The sequence below is a fragment of the Pontimicrobium sp. IMCC45349 genome (assembly GCF_047219225.1).
In the GTDB taxonomy this organism is placed as follows: Bacteria; Bacteroidota; Bacteroidia; order Flavobacteriales; family Flavobacteriaceae; genus IMCC45349.
In genome coordinates, this window is sequence record NZ_CP178208.1 from 1,698,874 (window position 1) to 1,716,651 (window position 17,778).

The 17,778-nt window shown below is 34.0% G+C and carries 12 protein-coding genes, 1 tRNA gene and 1 pseudogene; 12 read left to right on the plus strand and 2 right to left on the minus strand.

The window, feature by feature from the left end:
• Positions 1-36 precede the first annotated feature (36 nt).
• Positions 37-109 (plus strand) — tRNA-Gln (locus ACLII3_RS07945).
• 42 nt (positions 110-151) lie between these two features.
• Here ACLII3_RS07945 and ACLII3_RS07950 read toward each other — a convergent pair.
• Positions 152-979 carry a universal stress protein gene (locus ACLII3_RS07950; protein ID WP_412987874.1) on the minus strand — a complete coding sequence of 276 codons (828 nt, stop codon included), beginning with the start codon at positions 977-979 and terminating at the stop codon, positions 152-154.
• A 149-nt stretch (positions 980-1,128) separates the two neighbouring features.
• Here ACLII3_RS07950 and rimP point away from each other — a divergent pair, with 149 nt between their 5' ends.
• From rimP to infB, 3 genes are all read left to right on the plus strand, one after another.
• Positions 1,129-1,593, plus strand: a complete 465-nt coding sequence (rimP, locus tag ACLII3_RS07955; protein WP_412987876.1) for a ribosome assembly cofactor RimP — start codon at positions 1,129-1,131, stop codon at positions 1,591-1,593.
• A gap of 12 nt (positions 1,594-1,605) precedes the next feature.
• Complete coding sequence (gene nusA, locus ACLII3_RS07960; RefSeq protein ID WP_412987878.1) at positions 1,606-2,838, plus strand: transcription termination factor NusA; 1,233 nt, start codon at positions 1,606-1,608, stop codon at positions 2,836-2,838.
• A gap of 111 nt (positions 2,839-2,949) precedes the next feature.
• The gene (gene infB, locus ACLII3_RS07965) at positions 2,950-5,766 is read left to right on the plus strand and encodes a translation initiation factor IF-2 (protein WP_412987879.1); all 2,817 of its coding nucleotides are present in this window, start codon (positions 2,950-2,952) and stop codon (positions 5,764-5,766) included.
• 51 nt (positions 5,767-5,817) lie between these two features.
• Here the strand turns inward: infB and ACLII3_RS07970 are convergent, their stop codons facing one another.
• Positions 5,818-6,219, minus strand: a complete 402-nt coding sequence (locus ACLII3_RS07970) for an SPOR domain-containing protein (protein WP_412987881.1) — start codon at positions 6,217-6,219, stop codon at positions 5,818-5,820.
• Between the two features lie 213 nt (positions 6,220-6,432).
• Here ACLII3_RS07970 and ACLII3_RS07975 point away from each other — a divergent pair, with 213 nt between their 5' ends.
• The 8 genes and pseudogenes from ACLII3_RS07975 to ACLII3_RS08010 all read left to right on the plus strand — a co-directional run bounded on the left by ACLII3_RS07975 (position 6,433) and on the right by ACLII3_RS08010 (position 17,730).
• Positions 6,433-7,725, plus strand: a complete 1,293-nt coding sequence (locus tag ACLII3_RS07975) for a c-type cytochrome (RefSeq protein ID WP_412987904.1) — start codon at positions 6,433-6,435, stop codon at positions 7,723-7,725.
• Between the two features lie 30 nt (positions 7,726-7,755).
• Positions 7,756-10,887, plus strand: coding sequence for a TAT-variant-translocated molybdopterin oxidoreductase (locus ACLII3_RS07980; protein ID WP_412987883.1), 3,132 nt, complete (start codon positions 7,756-7,758; stop codon positions 10,885-10,887).
• Positions 10,888-10,920: 33 nt separating this feature from the next.
• A pseudogene (gene nrfD, locus ACLII3_RS07985) lies at positions 10,921-12,342 on the plus strand (NrfD/PsrC family molybdoenzyme membrane anchor subunit); the annotation flags it as partial.
• Between the two features lie 38 nt (positions 12,343-12,380).
• Positions 12,381-12,914: a DUF3341 domain-containing protein gene (locus ACLII3_RS07990; protein ID WP_412983708.1), complete on the plus strand. Its 534-nt coding sequence runs from the start codon at positions 12,381-12,383 to the stop codon at positions 12,912-12,914.
• Between the two features lie 6 nt (positions 12,915-12,920).
• The gene (locus ACLII3_RS07995) at positions 12,921-13,472 is read left to right on the plus strand and encodes a c-type cytochrome (RefSeq protein ID WP_412983709.1); all 552 of its coding nucleotides are present in this window, start codon (positions 12,921-12,923) and stop codon (positions 13,470-13,472) included.
• A gap of 22 nt (positions 13,473-13,494) precedes the next feature.
• Positions 13,495-14,805 (plus strand): quinol:cytochrome C oxidoreductase, encoded by a 1,311-nt coding sequence (locus tag ACLII3_RS08000; protein WP_412983710.1) that lies wholly within the window; start codon positions 13,495-13,497, stop codon positions 14,803-14,805.
• A gap of 28 nt (positions 14,806-14,833) precedes the next feature.
• A complete protein-coding gene (locus ACLII3_RS08005; protein WP_412983711.1) occupies positions 14,834-15,904 on the plus strand; it encodes a cytochrome c oxidase subunit II in 1,071 nt (356 codons plus the stop codon).
• Between the two features lie 35 nt (positions 15,905-15,939).
• Complete coding sequence (locus tag ACLII3_RS08010; RefSeq protein ID WP_412983712.1) at positions 15,940-17,730, plus strand: cytochrome c oxidase subunit I; 1,791 nt, start codon at positions 15,940-15,942, stop codon at positions 17,728-17,730.
• The last annotated feature ends 48 nt before the right edge of the window (positions 17,731-17,778 follow it).

Below are 17,778 nucleotides of genomic sequence, written 5' to 3' on the forward strand. Positions count from 1 at the left end.
AACTTTGTTATAAATTTGCAACCTCAAAACAAAGAGTGGCCTATGGTGTAACTGGCAACACGTCTGGTTTTGGTCCAGAAGAGTCTAGGTTCGAGCCCTAGTAGGCCAACAAAAACCCAACCTTATCGGTTGGGTTTTTTATTTTATGTAATTATATTTTAAAAGTAATTACTGGTCGTTTTGCGTGATTTACAAGATCTTCACTAATACTTCCATTTAAAAAATGGGCAATTCCTTGTCTTCCATGAGTGCTTATGCCTATTAAGTCTGCATTAATACTTTGTGAAAAGTTAAGAATTCCTTGTTCAACAGTAATATCGTTGTAGATAGTAATGTCGTAATTTTTAAAATCATTTCCTTCGATAAACTTATGAATTCTATTTTCGGCTTTGGCAGTAGTTATAAATCTATTTGCTGTATTAACCATTACTAAGTGTAGTTTTGCATTGAATAAAGAGGCAAATTCAGTTGCTTGCTTATATGTTTCTTTATTGTCGTTTTTAAAATCAGAAGCAAAAACAAAAGAGTTTACATCAAACTCTTCATGGTGATTTTTTATAACTAATACAGGAATATCTGATGAACGCACCACTTTTTCAGTATTAGACCCAATAAACATTTCTTTTAAACCACTCGCGCCATGTGATCCCATAACGATCATGTCTATGTCATGTTGCTTACATATTTTTATAATGTCTCCAAAATTTTGAAAGACTTCTACTTTATCTCTTACAGAAACTCCTTTTAAATAATCTTCATTTAATAATTCTTCAAACCGCTGTTGTGCTAATTTTACAAAAAACATGGCTTCAGGTAAATCTGTACCCTCTATACTTAATGATTCTATTTGCTGTAATGGCAATTCTAACATGTGAAGTAGAAATATTTCACCATCATATTTTTTTGCTAATTGAGCAGCAACACGAAGCGCGTTTTTTGATTCTTTAGAGAAATCTGTCGGAACTAATATTCTTTTCATAGGAGTTTTATTTAATGCTCCTATAAATTTAGTAATAAAAATTGATATTTAAAGCCTTGTAAAAATCAATTAAAATGTTGTATATTTGCAGCGTTGTAAGAAAAAGAATAAGTGAGGGGACGAGAAGTCCCCTCTTTTTATACTAAAAAATGTTTAAAGAAACCGTAAAAGAACTACTGGACAATTGCTTAGCTGAAAGACAAGATTTGTTTTTAATAGATTTTAATGTTTTAGAAGGTAATGCTATAAGAGTAGTTATTGATGGAGATAAAGGAGTCCTGGTTGAGGATTGTATGTTTGTTAGCAGAGGTATAGAACACAACTTAGATAGGGAAGAAGAAGATTTTTCTTTAGAAGTTACTTCGGCTGGTGCAGCATCGCCTTTAACACATACAAGACAATACGTTAAAAACGTAGGGAGAAATTTAGAAGTTAAAACTGTTGATAATAAAAACCTCGAAGGAACGCTTAGCGATGCAGATGAAAACGGAATAGTTTTAAAATGGAAAGCAAGAGAGCCTAAACCAGTAGGTAAAGGAAAAGTAACAGTGAGTAAGGAAGCTAATTTAGCTTACCAAGATATTAAAGAAGCAAAAGTTAAGATAAAATTTTAATCCACAAGAATTATGGAAAATCTTGCGTTAATTGAGTCATTTTCAGAATTTAAGGACGATAAGTTAATCGATCGTGTAACCTTAATGGCTATTTTGGAAGATGTTTTTAGAAATGCATTAAAAAAGAAATTTGGTGATGATGATAATTTCGATATAATTATAAACCCTGATAAAGGAGATTTAGAAATATGGAGGAATAGGATAGTTGTAGCTGATGGTGAGGTTGAAGACGAAAATCAGGAAATATCATTAACTGAAGCTCGTAAAATTGAACCAGATTTTGAAGTTGGTGAGGATGTATCTGAAGAAGTGAAACTTATAGATTTAGGGCGTAGAGCAATTTTAGCATTACGTCAAAACCTAATCTCTAAGATTCATGAGCATGATAACACTAATATTTATAAGCAGTTTAAAGATTTAATTGGTGAAATCTATACTGCAGAAGTACATCATATACGTCATAGAGCAATTATTTTGTTAGACGATGAAGGAAACGAAATTATACTTCCAAAGGATAGACAAATACCTTCTGATTTCTTTAGAAAAGGAGAAAACGTAAGAGGAGTAATTGAAAATGTTGAATTAAAAGGTAACAAACCAGCAATAATTATGTCTAGAACTGCGCCAGCATTTTTAGAAAAATTATTTGAGCAAGAAATACCAGAAGTATTCGATGGATTAATTACAGTTAAGAATGTAGTTCGTATTCCAGGAGAAAAAGCAAAGGTAGCTGTAGATTCTTATGATGATAGAATTGATCCTGTTGGAGCTTGTGTAGGTATGAAAGGGTCTAGAATTCATGGAATTGTTCGTGAATTAGGAAACGAAAACATAGATGTAATAAACTATACTACTAATTTACAACTTTATATAACAAGAGCTTTAAGTCCAGCTAGAGTAACATCAATTAAAATTGATGAAGAAGCTAAAAGAGCTGAGGTCATCTTAAAGCCAGAAGAAGTAAGTAAAGCAATTGGTAGAGGAGGACATAATATTCGTCTAGCTGGAAAGCTAACAGGATACGAAATTGATGTGTTTAGAGAAGGTGTTGAAGAAGATGTTGAATTATCAGAATTCTCAGATGAAATCGATTCATGGATTATTGAAGAATTAGCAAAAGCTGGTCTAGATACTGCAAAAAGTGTTCTAGAACAGGATGTTGATGATTTAGTAAAAAGAACTGACCTTGAAGAAGAGACTATAAATGAGGTAGTTAGAATTCTTAAGGAAGAGTTTGAAGATTAAAAATTTATTTTATATTGGATGTTTATATATCTGTAGATTAAAATACATCCAAAGTTTTAAATAAAAACAAACAAGCAGGAGTAATCTGCAATATATTATTAAAGGCAATTTATGGCTGGAACAATTAGATTAAATAAAGTACTAAGGGAGTTAAATATCTCTATAGATCGTGCTGTTGATTTTTTAGAATCAAAAGGTATCGAAATAGAGAAACGTCCTACTACTAAAATTACAGACGAAGTATATGGAATTCTTTCAGGTGAATTTCAAACTGACGCTAGTAAAAAAGTAGCCTCTAAAGAAGTTAGTGAAGCAAAACTTAAGGAAAAAGAAGCCTTACGTTTAGAGCGTGAGCGTGAATTAGAGGAAAAACTTCAAAGAGAAGAAGCTGCTAAAAAAGAAGTTGTTAAAGCTAAAACGACACTTGAAGGGCCTAAAAAAGTTGGTAAGATTGACTTAGGTGAAGCAAAGGAAACTGTTGCTGAACCAAAAAAGGAAGTTGAAGCTCCTAAAGAAGAAGCGCCAAAAGCACCTCAAGTAAAAGAAGAAGCGCCTAAAAAACCTGAGCCAAAGAAAGAAGAACCAGTAAAAGTTGAAGCGCCTAAAAAGAAGGAAGAAGCTCCAGCTAAAGTAGAAACAGAGAAGACTCCTGTAAAAAAGGTTGAAGTAAAACAAGAAGTTCCTAAGGTTGTAACGCCTGTAAAACAAGAAGCTCCTAGTACTACTGAAGCGCCTAAAGAAGAGCGTGTTGCTACAAAGTATCAAAAGTTAACTGGGCCAAAATCTACTGGTGAAAAAATTGATTTATCTCAATTTAATAAGCCTAAGAAGAAAAAAGAAGATAATAAAAATAAAAATGCTAATGCTGCTGATGCCAAGAAAAAGCGTCGTAGAATTAGTAAACCAGGAGGAAACAATCAGCAATCTAATGATCGTAGAGGGCCTGGTAATAATAGACCTGGTCAAAAAGGAAACTTTAAAGGTAGAAACCAAAGAAGACCTCAAGTTGTAAAAGAAGAGCCAAGTGCAGAAGAAGTACAAAAGCAAGTAAGAGAAACTCTAGAGAAACTTCAAGGAAAGGCTAAAAAGGGAAAAGGAGCGAAGTATCGTAGAGATAAAAGAGATCAACACCGTCAACAAACCGAAAAAGACTTAGAGCAACAACAAAAAGAAAGTAAAGTGCTTAAAGTAACAGAGTTTGTTACTGCAAGTGAAGTTGCTACAATGATGGATGTGTCGGTAACACAAATTATATCGGCTTGTATGTCATTAGGTATGATGGTGACAATGAACCAGCGTTTAGATGCTGAAACATTATCAATTGTTGCTGATGAATTTGGATATACTGTAGAATTTGTAACTGCAGATATTGAAGAATCTATTGAAGAGGTAGAAGATAGACCAGAAGACCTTAAAGAGCGTGCGCCAATTGTAACAGTAATGGGTCACGTAGATCATGGTAAAACTTCTTTATTAGATTACATACGTAAAGAAAATGTAATTGCAGGTGAATCAGGAGGTATTACACAGCACATTGGAGCTTATGGAGTAACATTAGAAAATGGACAAAAAATAGCATTTTTAGATACTCCAGGTCACGAGGCCTTTACAGCAATGCGTGCTCGTGGTGCTCAAGTTACAGATATTGCAATTATTGTTGCAGCTGCGGATGATGATATCATGCCTCAAACAAAAGAAGCAATATCACATGCTCAAGCAGCTGGAGTTCCTATTGTATTTGCAATCAATAAGATTGATAAACCACATGCTAATCCAGAAAAGATTAAAGAAGGTTTAGCACAAATGAACTTATTAGTTGAAGATTGGGGAGGGAAAATCCAATCACATGATATTTCAGCAAAAATGGGAACTGGTGTTAAAGAATTACTTGAAAAAGTATTACTTGAAGCCGAATTATTAGAATTAAAAGCTAATCCAGATAAGCCAGCACAAGGTACAGTTGTTGAAGCATTCTTAGATAAAGGTCGTGGTTATGTATCTACTATTTTAGTACAAGCAGGAACTTTAAAAGTTGGAGATTATGTACTAGCTGGTAAAAATAGTGGTAAAGTTAAAGCAATGCATGACGAGCGTGGTAATAACGTTAAAGAAGCAGGACCTTCAACGCCAGTATCAATCTTAGGATTAGATGGTGCGCCACAGGCAGGTGATAAATTTAATGTATTCCAAGACGAAAGAGAAGCAAAACAAATTGCTGCTAAACGTACTCAGTTACAGCGTGAGCAATCTGTTAGAACACAACGTCATATTACACTTGATGAAATTGGACGTCGTATAGCACTTGGAGAATTTAAAGAATTAAATGTTATCCTTAAAGGTGATGTGGATGGATCTGTAGAGGCATTAACAGACTCTTTCCAAAAGCTATCAACAGAAGAAATTCAAGTAAATATTATACATAAAGGTGTTGGTGCTATTACAGAGAGTGATGTGTTATTAGCATCTGCATCAGACGCAGTTATTATTGGATTTAATGTACGTCCAATGGGTAATGCACGTCAAATAGCTGATAAGGAAGAAATCGATATTAGAATGTACTCTATTATTTATGATGCAATCAATGATCTTAAAGACGCAATGGAAGGTATGTTATCTCCAGAGTTTAAAGAAGAGATTACTGGTACTGCAGAAATTAGAGAAACATTTAAGATTTCTAAAATCGGAACTATTGCAGGATGTATGGTTACCAATGGTAAAATATACAGAAACTCTGGTATTCGCTTAATTAGAGAGGGAGTAGTAATATTTACTGGAGAGTTAGAATCTCTTAAACGATTTAAGGATGATGTTAAAGAAGTATCTAAAGGATATGATTGTGGTATGCAAATTAAAAACTACAATGATATTAGAGAGTTAGATATTATTGAAGCTTTCCAAGAAGTTGAGGTTAAGAAAAAACTTAAATAGTAAAATAGATAAATAAAAAAAGCGACTCAAATGAGTCGCTTTTTTTTTGCTTTATGGATTAGGAGTCTTTTTTTGTTTTTTAGGTTTAAAAACAAATGCGTTTTCAAACTTCTTTTTCACTTTTACTAAGGCGCGATCGGCTTCTAGTCGTGTTCTAAAATTGCCTATCCAAATTTTGTAATTAGGCGTTTCGTATTTAATATCATCCGAAAATTCAGTAAAAGCTTCTCTAAACTCTTTTCGTATTTTTTCAGCACCAGAACGGTTTCCGCTATAAATTTGAATTTTAAAGAATATTTCGGACTTATTTATCTCTTTTTTTAAAGCAATTAGCTTATCAATTTCAGGGTCTTGATTTACTGTGGTAACACCTTCCTGAGCACCGCTAAATGCTAAAAAAAGTAATGAAAATAACATGGAGATTAAATAAGGTTTCTGTTTAGATTTTATCATAACTATTTAAAATTTATACAAATGTAAAGTATATTAACTCAAACAAATTAAAAAATATTATTTAGAATGTTTATAAATTAGCTATTAACACTTCTGTAACATTTCTAAAATCCACTTTAAATGTTACTTTTGCGAGAGATTTTTATAACCGAATATTTTTCTATTTGTATGAAAAAATCGTACCAAAAATTAGAAGATAATTCTATTAACGATATGAAACAGGTGATATACCGTAATTTAACCTCAAGATTTTTACTTTCAGGTTTACTGTTTTTTCTAACTATTTCCACGTCTTTATACGCGCAAGATGGTGACCCTGCAAAAGGGAAAGCGTTATTTAATACTAACTGTGCTGCTTGTCACCAGTTAGATAAAAAAATGACAGGTCCTGCGTTGCGTTTTGTTGAGCAAAGATTAGCCGACGAACAAGGATTAGATAGAGAATGGCTGTCTGCTTGGATTCGTAACAGTTCAGCTTTAATTAAGTCTGGAGATGCTTACGCAAACAAAGTATTTAATGATTATAGTGGAGCTGCGATGACAGCATTTCCGCAATTGTCAGATGAAGATATTAATAACATCTTAGCGTATACTGAGCAAGAAAAGGCTGCTCCAGTAGTGTCTACAGGTGATACTGCTACGGCAACTGCGACAGCTGAAGGTGGGATTTCAAATGAGTTAATCCTTGGAGCGCTAGGAATTTTATTTGCTTTATTAGCTATTGGCTTAATTATGGTGAACAAAACGTTACGTCGTTTTGCTGCTGCTAATAATGTTGAGTTAGCTGAAGAGGCTAATAAGAAGTCTTTATGGAAAGCATTTGTGCAAAACCAATTCTTATTATTGGTTACAGCAATTTTCTTCTTGTTGTCTAGTGCGTATTTTGCTTATGGATACTTTATGCAGGTAGGTGTTGATCAAGGGTATCAACCTGTGCAGCCAATTCATTATTCGCACAAAATTCACGCAGGTGATAATGGTATAGATTGTAAGTACTGTCACTCTTCAGCAAGAGTAAGTAAAACATCTGGAATACCATCATTAAATGTGTGTATGAACTGTCATAAGTCAATTTATGAAGTAGCTCCAACAACTGCTACTGCAGAGTATAGTAAAGAGTTCTACGATGGAGAAATCAAAAAGCTATATGAAGCTGTAGGATGGGATGATGCTGAGCAACAATATACAGGTGAAACAAAACCAGTAAAATGGGTTCGTATTCATAACTTACCAGACTTTGCATATTTTAATCACTCACAGCACGTTAGTGTTGCAGGTATAGAATGTCAAACTTGTCATGGACCAGTAGAGGAAATGGAGATTATGTATCAACATGCACCTTTAACAATGGGATGGTGTGTTAACTGTCACAGAGAAACAAATGTGAAAGTTAAAGACAATGGATATTACGAAAAAATCCACGAACAATTATCAAAAAAATATGGTGTTGACCAACTTACAGCTGCGCAAATGGGTGGTTTAGAGTGTGGAAAATGTCATTACTAATAATAAAGAAGTTAATTCAATATAATTAATATGTCATCAAACAAGAAATACTGGAAAAGTGTTGAGGAGCTAAATCCAAACCAAAGCTCTGCTGTTGAGACGCTAAAACACAAGGAATTTGTTCAAGAAATTCCTGTAGATGAGTTTTTAGGTGATAAAGAAACTTTAGAGTCTTCTTCTACAACACGTCGTGATTTCTTAAAATATGTTGGGTTTAGTACAGCTGCTGCATCTTTAGCTGCTTGTGAAGGCCCAGTAATTAAGTCAATTCCTTATGTAGTACAACCAGATCAAATTATTCCTGGTGTAGCAAACTACTATGCAACTACTGTTGCTAATGGGTTTGATTTTGCTAGTATTTTAGTGAAAACACGAGAAGGACGTCCAATAAAAATTGAAAACAACGATTTAGCAAATGCTAATGGTAGCGCTAATGCTAGAGTTCAGGCTTCTGTATTAGACTTATATGATAGTTTAAGAGTTGCAGGACCTCAAAGAAATGGAGAAGATATTTCTTGGGTTGAGTTTGATGCTGAAGTATCTCAAAAACTAAATGAGTTGAGCGCTGCTGGAAAAGAAATTGTGTTATTAACGCAAACTTTTGCAAGTCCATCAACTTCTAAGTTAATTGGAGAGTTTAAAGAAAAGTATGGTAATGTTCGTCATGTAGTGTACGATGCTGTTTCAGAATCGACTGCTGCAGATGCTTACCAAAATATATATAACGAAAGAGGTTTAGCTAATTATGATTTTTCAAAAGCTACAACTATTGTTTCTTTCGGAGCTGATTTCTTAGGAGATTGGCAAGGTGGTGGATTTGATGCTGGTTATGCAAAAGGACGTGTGCCTCAAGAAGGTAAAATGTCTCGTCATATTCAGTTCGAGTCTAATATGTCACTAACTGGTGCAAATGCTGATAAACGTGTGCCTTTAACACCAAGTCAACAAAAAGTAGCATTAGCTAAGTTTTATGGTAAAATTACTGGAACTTCAGTTTCTGGAAGTTTACCTGCGCATGTTGAAGATGCAGTAGCAAAAGCAGCTTCTGAAGTTTCTAAAGCAGCTGGAAATGCAGTTGTAGTTACAGGAATTCAAGATGTAAATGCTCAAACTATTGTTTTAGCAATTAATGAGCGTATTTCAAGTAAAGCTTTTGACGCTAAAACACCTATTAAAACACGTCAAGGTAATGATAAAGCTGTTGCTAAGTTAGTTGCAGATATGAATGCTGGAACAGTTGGTGCTGTTATCATGAGTGGTGTTAACCCAATGTATACGTTGCCAAATGCTGCGGAATTTGCTTCAGGTTTAGAGAAAACAGATTTATCGGTTACTTTCTCTATGAAAGCAGATGAAACTGCAATAGTTTCTCAATACGTTGCAGCTGCACCTCATTATTTAGAAACTTGGGGAGACGTTGAAATGAAAAAAGGACATTTTGCTTTAACGCAACCAGCTATTCGTCCTTTATTTGATACAAGACAATTTCAAGATGTATTATTACTGTTAAATGGTAATAGTGAAGATTATAATGATTATATAAAAGAAAACTGGAACACTAACATTTTAAATGGTGGTTCATGGAACCAAGCATTACATGATGGTGTTTATGTAAGTACTCAATCTGCTACAGAAGAAACTGCTGAAGTTTCAGAAGATGAAACAACTGTTTTAGACGCAAGTGCTGCTGCAAGCGCATTAGCATCTGCTTCTGCAAATGGATTTGAACTTACTTTATATTCTAAAACTGGAATGGGAGATGGTCAACAGGCAAATAACCCTTGGCTACAAGAATTCCCAGATCCATTAACAAGAACAACTTGGGATAACTATTTAACTGTTTCTGAAGCTGATGCTAAAGAATTAGGTCTTTATTTAGAGCCTAGTGACTTCTTTAACCAAAGTAGTCATGATGCAACAGGAGGATTAAATGGTAAGTATGCTAATGTTACTGTAAATGGAGTAACTGTTAAAGCTCCAGTAATTATTCAACCAGGACAAGCTAAAGGTTCTGTAGGTTTATCATTTGGTTATGGTAAAACTGAAGGAATGAAGTACGAAATGCAAACAGGAGTAAATGCATATCCTTTATATGCTAACTTTAACACTGTTCAAGAAGTAACTATTGAAGCTACTACAGGAAAGCATGAATTTGCATGTGTACAATTACACAACACGTTAATGGGACGTGGTGATATTATTAAAGAAACTACATTAGAAATTTTTAATACCGAAAAGTCTAGTGTTTGGAATCCAGTTCCTGTAGTGTCTTTAAATCACCAAGAAACTCCTGTTACAGATCCATCAGTGGATTTATGGGATGAGTTTGATCGTTCAATAGGACATCATTTTAACTTATCAATCGATTTAAATTCTTGTACTGGATGTGGAGCTTGTGTTATTGCTTGTCACGCTGAAAACAATGTTCCAGTTGTAGGTAAAGAAGAAATTAGACGTAGTCGTGATATGCACTGGTTACGTATAGATAGATATTACTCTTCTGAGGATACATTTGAAAGCGATAATGCTAAAAAGGATGGATTCTCTGGATTATCAGGTGAGAAAGGTTCATTAGGTGGATTTGTTGAAATGGAAACTCCATCAGCAAACCCTCAAGTAGCTTTCCAACCAATAATGTGTCAACACTGTAATCATGCACCTTGTGAAACTGTTTGTCCAGTTGCTGCAACATCGCATGGTCGTCAAGGACAAAACCATATGGCTTATAACCGTTGTGTAGGTACGCGTTACTGTGCTAACAACTGTCCATATAAAGTACGTCGTTTTAACTGGTTCTTATATAATGGAAATGATGAATTCGATTTCCATATGAATGATGATTTAGGACGTATGGTAATTAACCCAGACGTTACAGTAAGATCTCGTGGTGTAATGGAGAAATGTTCAATGTGTATTCAAATGACACAAAAAACAGTTCTTGATGCAAAACGTGATGGAAGAGAAGTTAAGCCAAATGAGTTTAAAACAGCATGTTCTGCTGCTTGTAGCTCTGGAGCAATGGTGTTTGGAGATATCAACGATAAGAAGAGCGACATCGCAAAACTTAAAGATGATAAGAGAGCTTATCACTTGTTAGAGCATGTAGGTACAAAACCTAATGTAGTATACCAAGTGAAGGTAAGAAACACAAACGAAGCATAAATAAATTAATTAAGAAACAATTATAAAAGGATTATGGCGTCTCATTACGAAGCACCTATTAGAAGACCTTTAGTTACAGGCGAAAAATCATACCACGATGTTACTCTGGATGTAGTAGCTCCTGTAGAAGGAAAGGCCAACAAACAATGGTGGATTGTATTTTCTATTTCTCTAGTAGCATTTCTTTGGGGAATAGGTTGTATACTTTATACAATATCAACAGGTATTGGTACTTGGGGATTAAACAAGACCGTAGGTTGGGCTTGGGATATTACTAACTTTGTTTGGTGGGTAGGTATTGGTCACGCAGGAACACTAATTTCTGCAGTACTATTATTATTCCGTCAAAAATGGAGAATGGCAATTAACCGTTCTGCAGAAGCAATGACAATTTTCTCGGTAGTTCAAGCAGGTTTATTCCCAATCATTCACATGGGTCGTCCATGGTTAGGTTATTGGGTATTACCAATTCCAAACCAGTTTGGTTCACTTTGGGTTAACTTTAACTCACCATTACTTTGGGATGTATTTGCGATTTCAACATATTTATCTGTATCATTAGTATTCTGGTGGACAGGTTTATTACCAGATTTCGCAATGATTAGAGATAGAGCAGTAAAGCCTTTCCAAAAGAAAATTTATTCACTATTATCTTTTGGTTGGTCTGGACGTGCTAAAGATTGGCAACGTTTTGAAGAAGTATCATTGGTACTTGCAGGTTTAGCAACACCATTAGTACTTTCGGTACATACAATTGTATCGTTTGACTTCGCAACATCTGTAATTCCTGGTTGGCATACAACGATATTCCCACCATACTTCGTTGCTGGAGCAATTTTCTCTGGATTCGCAATGGTAAATACACTTCTTATTATTATGAGAAAAGTGTGTAACCTTGAAGATTATATTACAGTACAGCACATCGAGTTAATGAACATTGTAATCATGATTACAGGTTCTATAGTAGGTGTGGCATACATTACTGAGCTGTTTATTGCATGGTACTCTGGAGTAGAGTATGAACAATATGCATTCTTAAACAGAGCAACAGGACCTTATGCTTGGGCATATTGGGCGATGATGACTTGTAACGTTTTCTCTCCACAGTTTATGTGGTTCAAGAAACTAAGAACAAGTATCATGTTCTCTTTCTTTATCTCTATTGTAGTAAATATTGGAATGTGGTTTGAGCGTTTTGTAATTATCGTTACATCGTTACACAGAGATTATTTACCATCATCTTGGTCAATGTTCTCTCCAACATTTGTTGATATAGGAATATTCATTGGAACTATTGGTTTCTTCTTTGTATTATTCTTATTATACTCTAGAACATTCCCAGTAATAGCACAAGCTGAAGTTAAGACTATTTTAAAGTCTTCTGGTGAACGTTATAAGAAAATTAGAGAAAGAGGAGATAGTCTTGAAGGAACTGGAGCAGACGAAAGAACTTCAGGAGATAAATCTAACAAATCAAAAAATTAAGATAGCATATGGAATCTTCAAAAGTTATTCACGCTATTTACACTGATGATGATGTGTTAATGTCGGCTGTTAAGAAAGTTAAAGCAGAAAAACATCACATAGAAGAAATATACACACCTTTCCCTGTTCATGGTTTAGACAAGGCAATGGGATTAGAACCAACACGTATTGCTATTGCAGCATTTATTTATGGATGTATTGGTTTAACAGTTGCTACTGTAATGATGAACTATATCATGATTGAGGATTGGCCACAAAACATTGGTGGTAAACCAAGTTTTAGTTACTTAGAAAATATGCCTGCATTTGTGCCAATTATGTTTGAGCTTACAGTGTTTTTTGCAGCGCATTTAATGGTAATTACATTTTATTTACGTAGTAGAATGTGGCCATTTAAAAAGGCTGAGAATCCTGATCCAAGAACTACTGATGATCATTTCTTAATGGAAATTCCAGTACATGGAAACGAGAAAGAGTTAGAAAGTCTTCTTGTAGCAACAGGAGCAGTAGAAATTAATATAGTAGAAAAAGAAGCACATTAATATATTATGAAAGGCTTATTTAAAATATTAGTATTAGCATTAGTAGTAGGTAGTGTTTATTCTTGTCAAGACAACGCAAGACCAAACTACCAGTTTATGCCAAATATGTATGATTCTGCAGGATATGAAACTTACGGTGAGTATGAGATTTTTGCAGATGAACAAGAAGCAATGCTTCCTGTAGATGGAACCATAGCTAGAGGGTATTCTTTATACGATTTCGAAAACACTAATGAAGGATTCGAAAAAGCTAAGCTAGAACTTACTAGCCCTTTAGATTCTATGCAAATAGATTTAAACAGAGGAAAAGAACTTTATGATATTTACTGTGGAATTTGTCATGGTAATAAAGGTAAAGGACAAGGTAAATTAGTAAAGCGCGAAAAGATTCTTGGTATACCAAGTTATGCTGATAGAGATATTACTGATGGTAGTATTTACCACGTAATTTACTATGGTAAAAACGCAATGGGATCATATGCTAACCAGTTAAACGAAGAAGAGCGTTGGCAAGTAACAGCATATGTTCAAAAGTTAAAAGCAGATTTAATTAAGTAAGAAAAGTAAAGTTATATATAACATGTACACGTTTTCAAAAAGACTAAAAATAGTTTCTGTAATCCTAATCATAGTTGGCGCTATAGGTTGGATAACTAGTTACAATGCCTCTCATCATGTAACAACTGATGATGTAAAGGTAATGTTAGCAGAAGAAGATTCGCATCATGGTGGAGGTCATGGCGAAGTAGCAACACATGATGATGCCGCTGCTGATGAGCATGCAGAACATGTAATGCACCAAATTCATAATAGACCATATGCAGCTTTATATATTGCAGCATTCTTTTTCTTTATGATTTCTTTGGGTGTACTTGCTTTTTACGGTATACAATATGCTTCACAAGCTGGATGGTCACCTGTACTATTTAGAGTTATGGAGGCAATTACATATTATGTGTTACCTGGTGGTTTAATAGTATTAGCTATTGCACTATGGGCAGATACTCACATTTTTATTTGGATGAATGAAAACATGAGTGTTGAAGGACATGAAGATTACGATAAGTTAGTTGCAGGAAAAGCAGGATGGTTAAACAAAACTGGTTTTGCTATTCGTGGATTAATTTTCTTAGCAGGATGGAGTTTATATAGATTCTTTGCTCGTAAATTCTCTTTAGCACAAGATTTAGCAGATATAAATGACAATAGAAACTTCAAGAAGAACTTCCGTATTTCGGCTGCTTTCTTAGTATTTTATATTTATACAGAATCTATGATGTCTTGGGATTGGATTATGAGTGTTGATCCTCACTGGTTCTCTACATTATTTGGATGGTATGTATTTGCATCTATGTTTGTAAGTGGTATTACTGTTATTGCTTTAATTACAATTTACCTTAAGTCTAAAGGTTTAATGGAATTTGTAAATGATAGTCATATGCATGATTTAGCAAAATTCATGTTCGCAATTAGTATTTTCTGGACTTATTTATGGTTCTCTCAATTCATGTTAATTTGGTATGCTGATATACCAGAAGAGGTTACATATTTTGTAACACGTATTGAAGATTATAAATTACCATTCTTTGGAATGTTAGCTATGAACTTTATATTCCCATTCTTAGTATTAATGAATAGTGATTATAAGCGTATTCCTTGGTTTATAGTTATGGCTGGAATCGTAATACTATTAGGACACTATATGGATGTGTTTAATATGATTATGCCTGCTACAGTTGGAGACAGATGGTTTATTGGTCTTCCAGAAATTAGTGCTGTGTTATTATTCTTAGGACTATTTATGTTAATAGTTTTCTATTCACTATCAAAAGCACCATTATTAGCAAAAGGAAACCCTTTCATTAAGGAAAGTGAACATTTCCATTATTAATTAAAATTAAAAAAGACGATATATAACAATGACTGGTTTATTAACAATTTTAGTTTTATTATCTATTACCGTAGCTGTTTGGCAAATGGTTAAGATCTTTGATTTAGCTGAGGCTAATAGAGAGAACTCTCAAATCGCTACTGACAAAGACAATAAAGTTAATGGATACTTAATGCTTGGTTTCTTAGCATTCATATATATAATTACTATTGTATGTGTTTGGTTATGGGGAGACCTACCATTATTGTCTAATTCTGCTTCAGAGCATGGACCTGACATCGATAACTTAATGGTTATTTCTTTAGTTATCATTTTTATTGTACAAACTATTACTCAGTTTTTACTTCACTACTTTGCTTTCAAATATAAAGGTGAAAAAGGTAAAAAGGCTTTATTCTATGCCGATAATGATAAATTAGAAGCTATCTGGACAATTATTCCTGTAATTACTTTAGCAGGATTAATTATCTATGGATTATTCACTTGGTCAGACATTATGTTTGTAGACGAAGATGAAGATCCATTAGTTGTTGAGTTATATGCGCAACAGTTTAACTGGAAAGCTAGATATGCTGGAGAAGATAACGTACTTGGAAAAGCTAATGTTAGATTAATTGATATCGATAAGGCTAATATATTAGGAGTTGATGAAGCTGATCCTAATGCACAAGATGATGTTATTACTACAGAGTTACATTTACCAGTAGGAAGAAAAGTGTTATTCAAAATGCGTTCTCAAGATGTACTACACTCAGCTTACATGCCTCACTTTAGAGCACAAATGAACTGTGTTCCAGGTATGATTACGCAGTTTGCTTTTACACCAACAGTTACTACTGAAGATATGAGAGCAACTGATGCAATGAAGAAAAAGGTTGCTAACATTAATGAGATTAGAGCTGATAAAAGTAAAAAGCTTGTAGCTAAAGGCGAAGAAGCTTTAGAACCTTATGAGTTTGATTACCTATTAATCTGTAACAAGATTTGTGGTAAGTCGCATTATAACATGCAAATGAAAATTATAGTTGAATCAGAAGAAGATTATAACGCTTGGTTAAAAGAGCAAAAAGTTTTCAAAAATTCGCTAGTACAAAACTAATTATTACTTAAAAAAAGAATAAACAGATAAAGATTATGTCAGCACACGCAGATACACACGATCACGAAGATCACGGACATCATCACAAAGAAACTTTCGTTACTAAATACATCTTTAGCATGGATCATAAAATGATCGCTAAACAGTACTTAGTTACTGGTACTATAATGGGAGTTATTGGTGTATTAATGTCGTTATTATTCCGTATGCAAATTGCATGGCCTGAAGAACCAAATGTATTATTTGAAGCTTTATTAGGTAAATGGGCACCAGATGGTGTTATGGATGCAGATATATATTTAGCATTAGTAACTATCCATGGTACAATAATGGTATTCTTTGTACTTACTGCTGGTTTAAGTGGTACGTTTAGTAACTTATTAATTCCATTACAAATTGGAGCACGTGATATGGCATCAGGATTCCTTAATATGATTTCATATTGGTTATTCTTCTTATCAAGTGTATTTATGATTATTTCTTTATTTGTTGAAGCAGGACCAGCTGCAGCAGGATGGACAATCTATCCTCCATTAAGTGCTTTACCATTAGCACAAGGTGGTTCAGGTGCAGGTATGACACTATGGTTAGTATCTATGGCTATATTCATCGCTTCTTCATTATTAGGTTCATTAAACTACATTGTTACTGTTTTAAACTTAAGAACTAAAGGAATGACAATGACAAGATTGCCTTTAACTATTTGGGCATTCTTTGTAACAGCAATTATTGGTGTAGTTTCTTTCCCAGTATTATTATCTGCTGCGTTATTATTAATAATGGATAGAAGTTTTGGAACATCATTCTTCTTGTCAGATATATTTATTCAAGGAGAAGTTTTACACTATCAAGGTGGTTCTCCAGTATTATTTGAACATTTATTCTGGTTCTTAGGTCACCCTGAAGTATATATTGTATTATTACCAGCATTGGGTATCACTTCAGAAATTATTGCAACAAACTCACGTAAACCAATTTTTGGTTATCGAGCAATGATTGCTTCAATTTTAGCAATTGCATTTTTATCTACAATTGTTTGGGGTCACCACATGTTCGTATCAGGAATGAATCCATTCTTAGGATCAGTATTTACATTTACAACATTACTTATTGCAATACCTTCAGCGGTAAAAGCATTTAATTATATCACTACACTTTGGAAAGGTAACTTACAAATGAATCCAGCAATGCTATTCTCTATAGGATTAGTATCTACATTCATTACTGGAGGTTTAACTGGAATTATATTAGGTGATAGTGCATTAGATATCAATGTTCACGATACTTATTTTGTGGTAGCTCACTTCCACTTAGTAATGGGTATATCTGCATTATATGGAATGTTCGCAGGAATTTACCATTGGTATCCAAAAATGTTTGGACGTATGCTTAATAAAAACTTAGGTTATGTTCATTTTTGGGTAACAGCTATATGTGCTTATGGAGTATTCTTCCCAATGCACTTTATTGGAATGGCAGGATTACCAAGACGTTATTATACAAATAGTAACTTCCCATTATTTGATGACTTATCAAACGTTAATGTTATTATTACAATATTTGCTTTAATAGGTGGTGTTTTCCAAATAGTATTTTTATGGAACTTTTTCTATAGCATGTTCTATGGAAAGAAAGCAACTCAAAACCCATGGAAGTCTAACACTTTAGAGTGGACAACTCCTGTAGAGCACATGCATGGTAACTGGCCAGGAGAAATTCCTCATGTACACCGTTGGGCTTACGACTATAGCAAACCAGGGCATGATGAAGATTACGTTCCTCAAACAGTACCACTTAAAGATGGTGAAGAAGAACTACAACACTAAAATCATTTAGTTATATAATATATTTAAAAGCCTTTCTAATTCAAGAAA

Coding starts and splice junctions, on each gene's coding strand:
- ACLII3_RS07950 (WP_412987874.1), bottom strand. CDS start 979: ATGAAAAGAATATTAGTTCCGACAGATTTCTCTAAAGAATCAAAAAAC.
- rimP (WP_412987876.1), top strand. CDS start 1,129: ATGTTTAAAGAAACCGTAAAAGAACTACTGGACAATTGCTTAGCTGAA.
- nusA (WP_412987878.1), top strand. CDS start 1,606: ATGGAAAATCTTGCGTTAATTGAGTCATTTTCAGAATTTAAGGACGAT.
- infB (WP_412987879.1), top strand. CDS start 2,950: ATGGCTGGAACAATTAGATTAAATAAAGTACTAAGGGAGTTAAATATC.
- ACLII3_RS07970 (WP_412987881.1), bottom strand. CDS start 6,219: ATGATAAAATCTAAACAGAAACCTTATTTAATCTCCATGTTATTTTCA.
- ACLII3_RS07975 (WP_412987904.1), top strand. CDS start 6,433: ATGAAACAGGTGATATACCGTAATTTAACCTCAAGATTTTTACTTTCA.
- ACLII3_RS07980 (WP_412987883.1), top strand. CDS start 7,756: ATGTCATCAAACAAGAAATACTGGAAAAGTGTTGAGGAGCTAAATCCA.
- ACLII3_RS07990 (WP_412983708.1), top strand. CDS start 12,381: ATGGAATCTTCAAAAGTTATTCACGCTATTTACACTGATGATGATGTG.
- ACLII3_RS07995 (WP_412983709.1), top strand. CDS start 12,921: ATGAAAGGCTTATTTAAAATATTAGTATTAGCATTAGTAGTAGGTAGT.
- ACLII3_RS08000 (WP_412983710.1), top strand. CDS start 13,495: ATGTACACGTTTTCAAAAAGACTAAAAATAGTTTCTGTAATCCTAATC.
- ACLII3_RS08005 (WP_412983711.1), top strand. CDS start 14,834: ATGACTGGTTTATTAACAATTTTAGTTTTATTATCTATTACCGTAGCT.
- ACLII3_RS08010 (WP_412983712.1), top strand. CDS start 15,940: ATGTCAGCACACGCAGATACACACGATCACGAAGATCACGGACATCAT.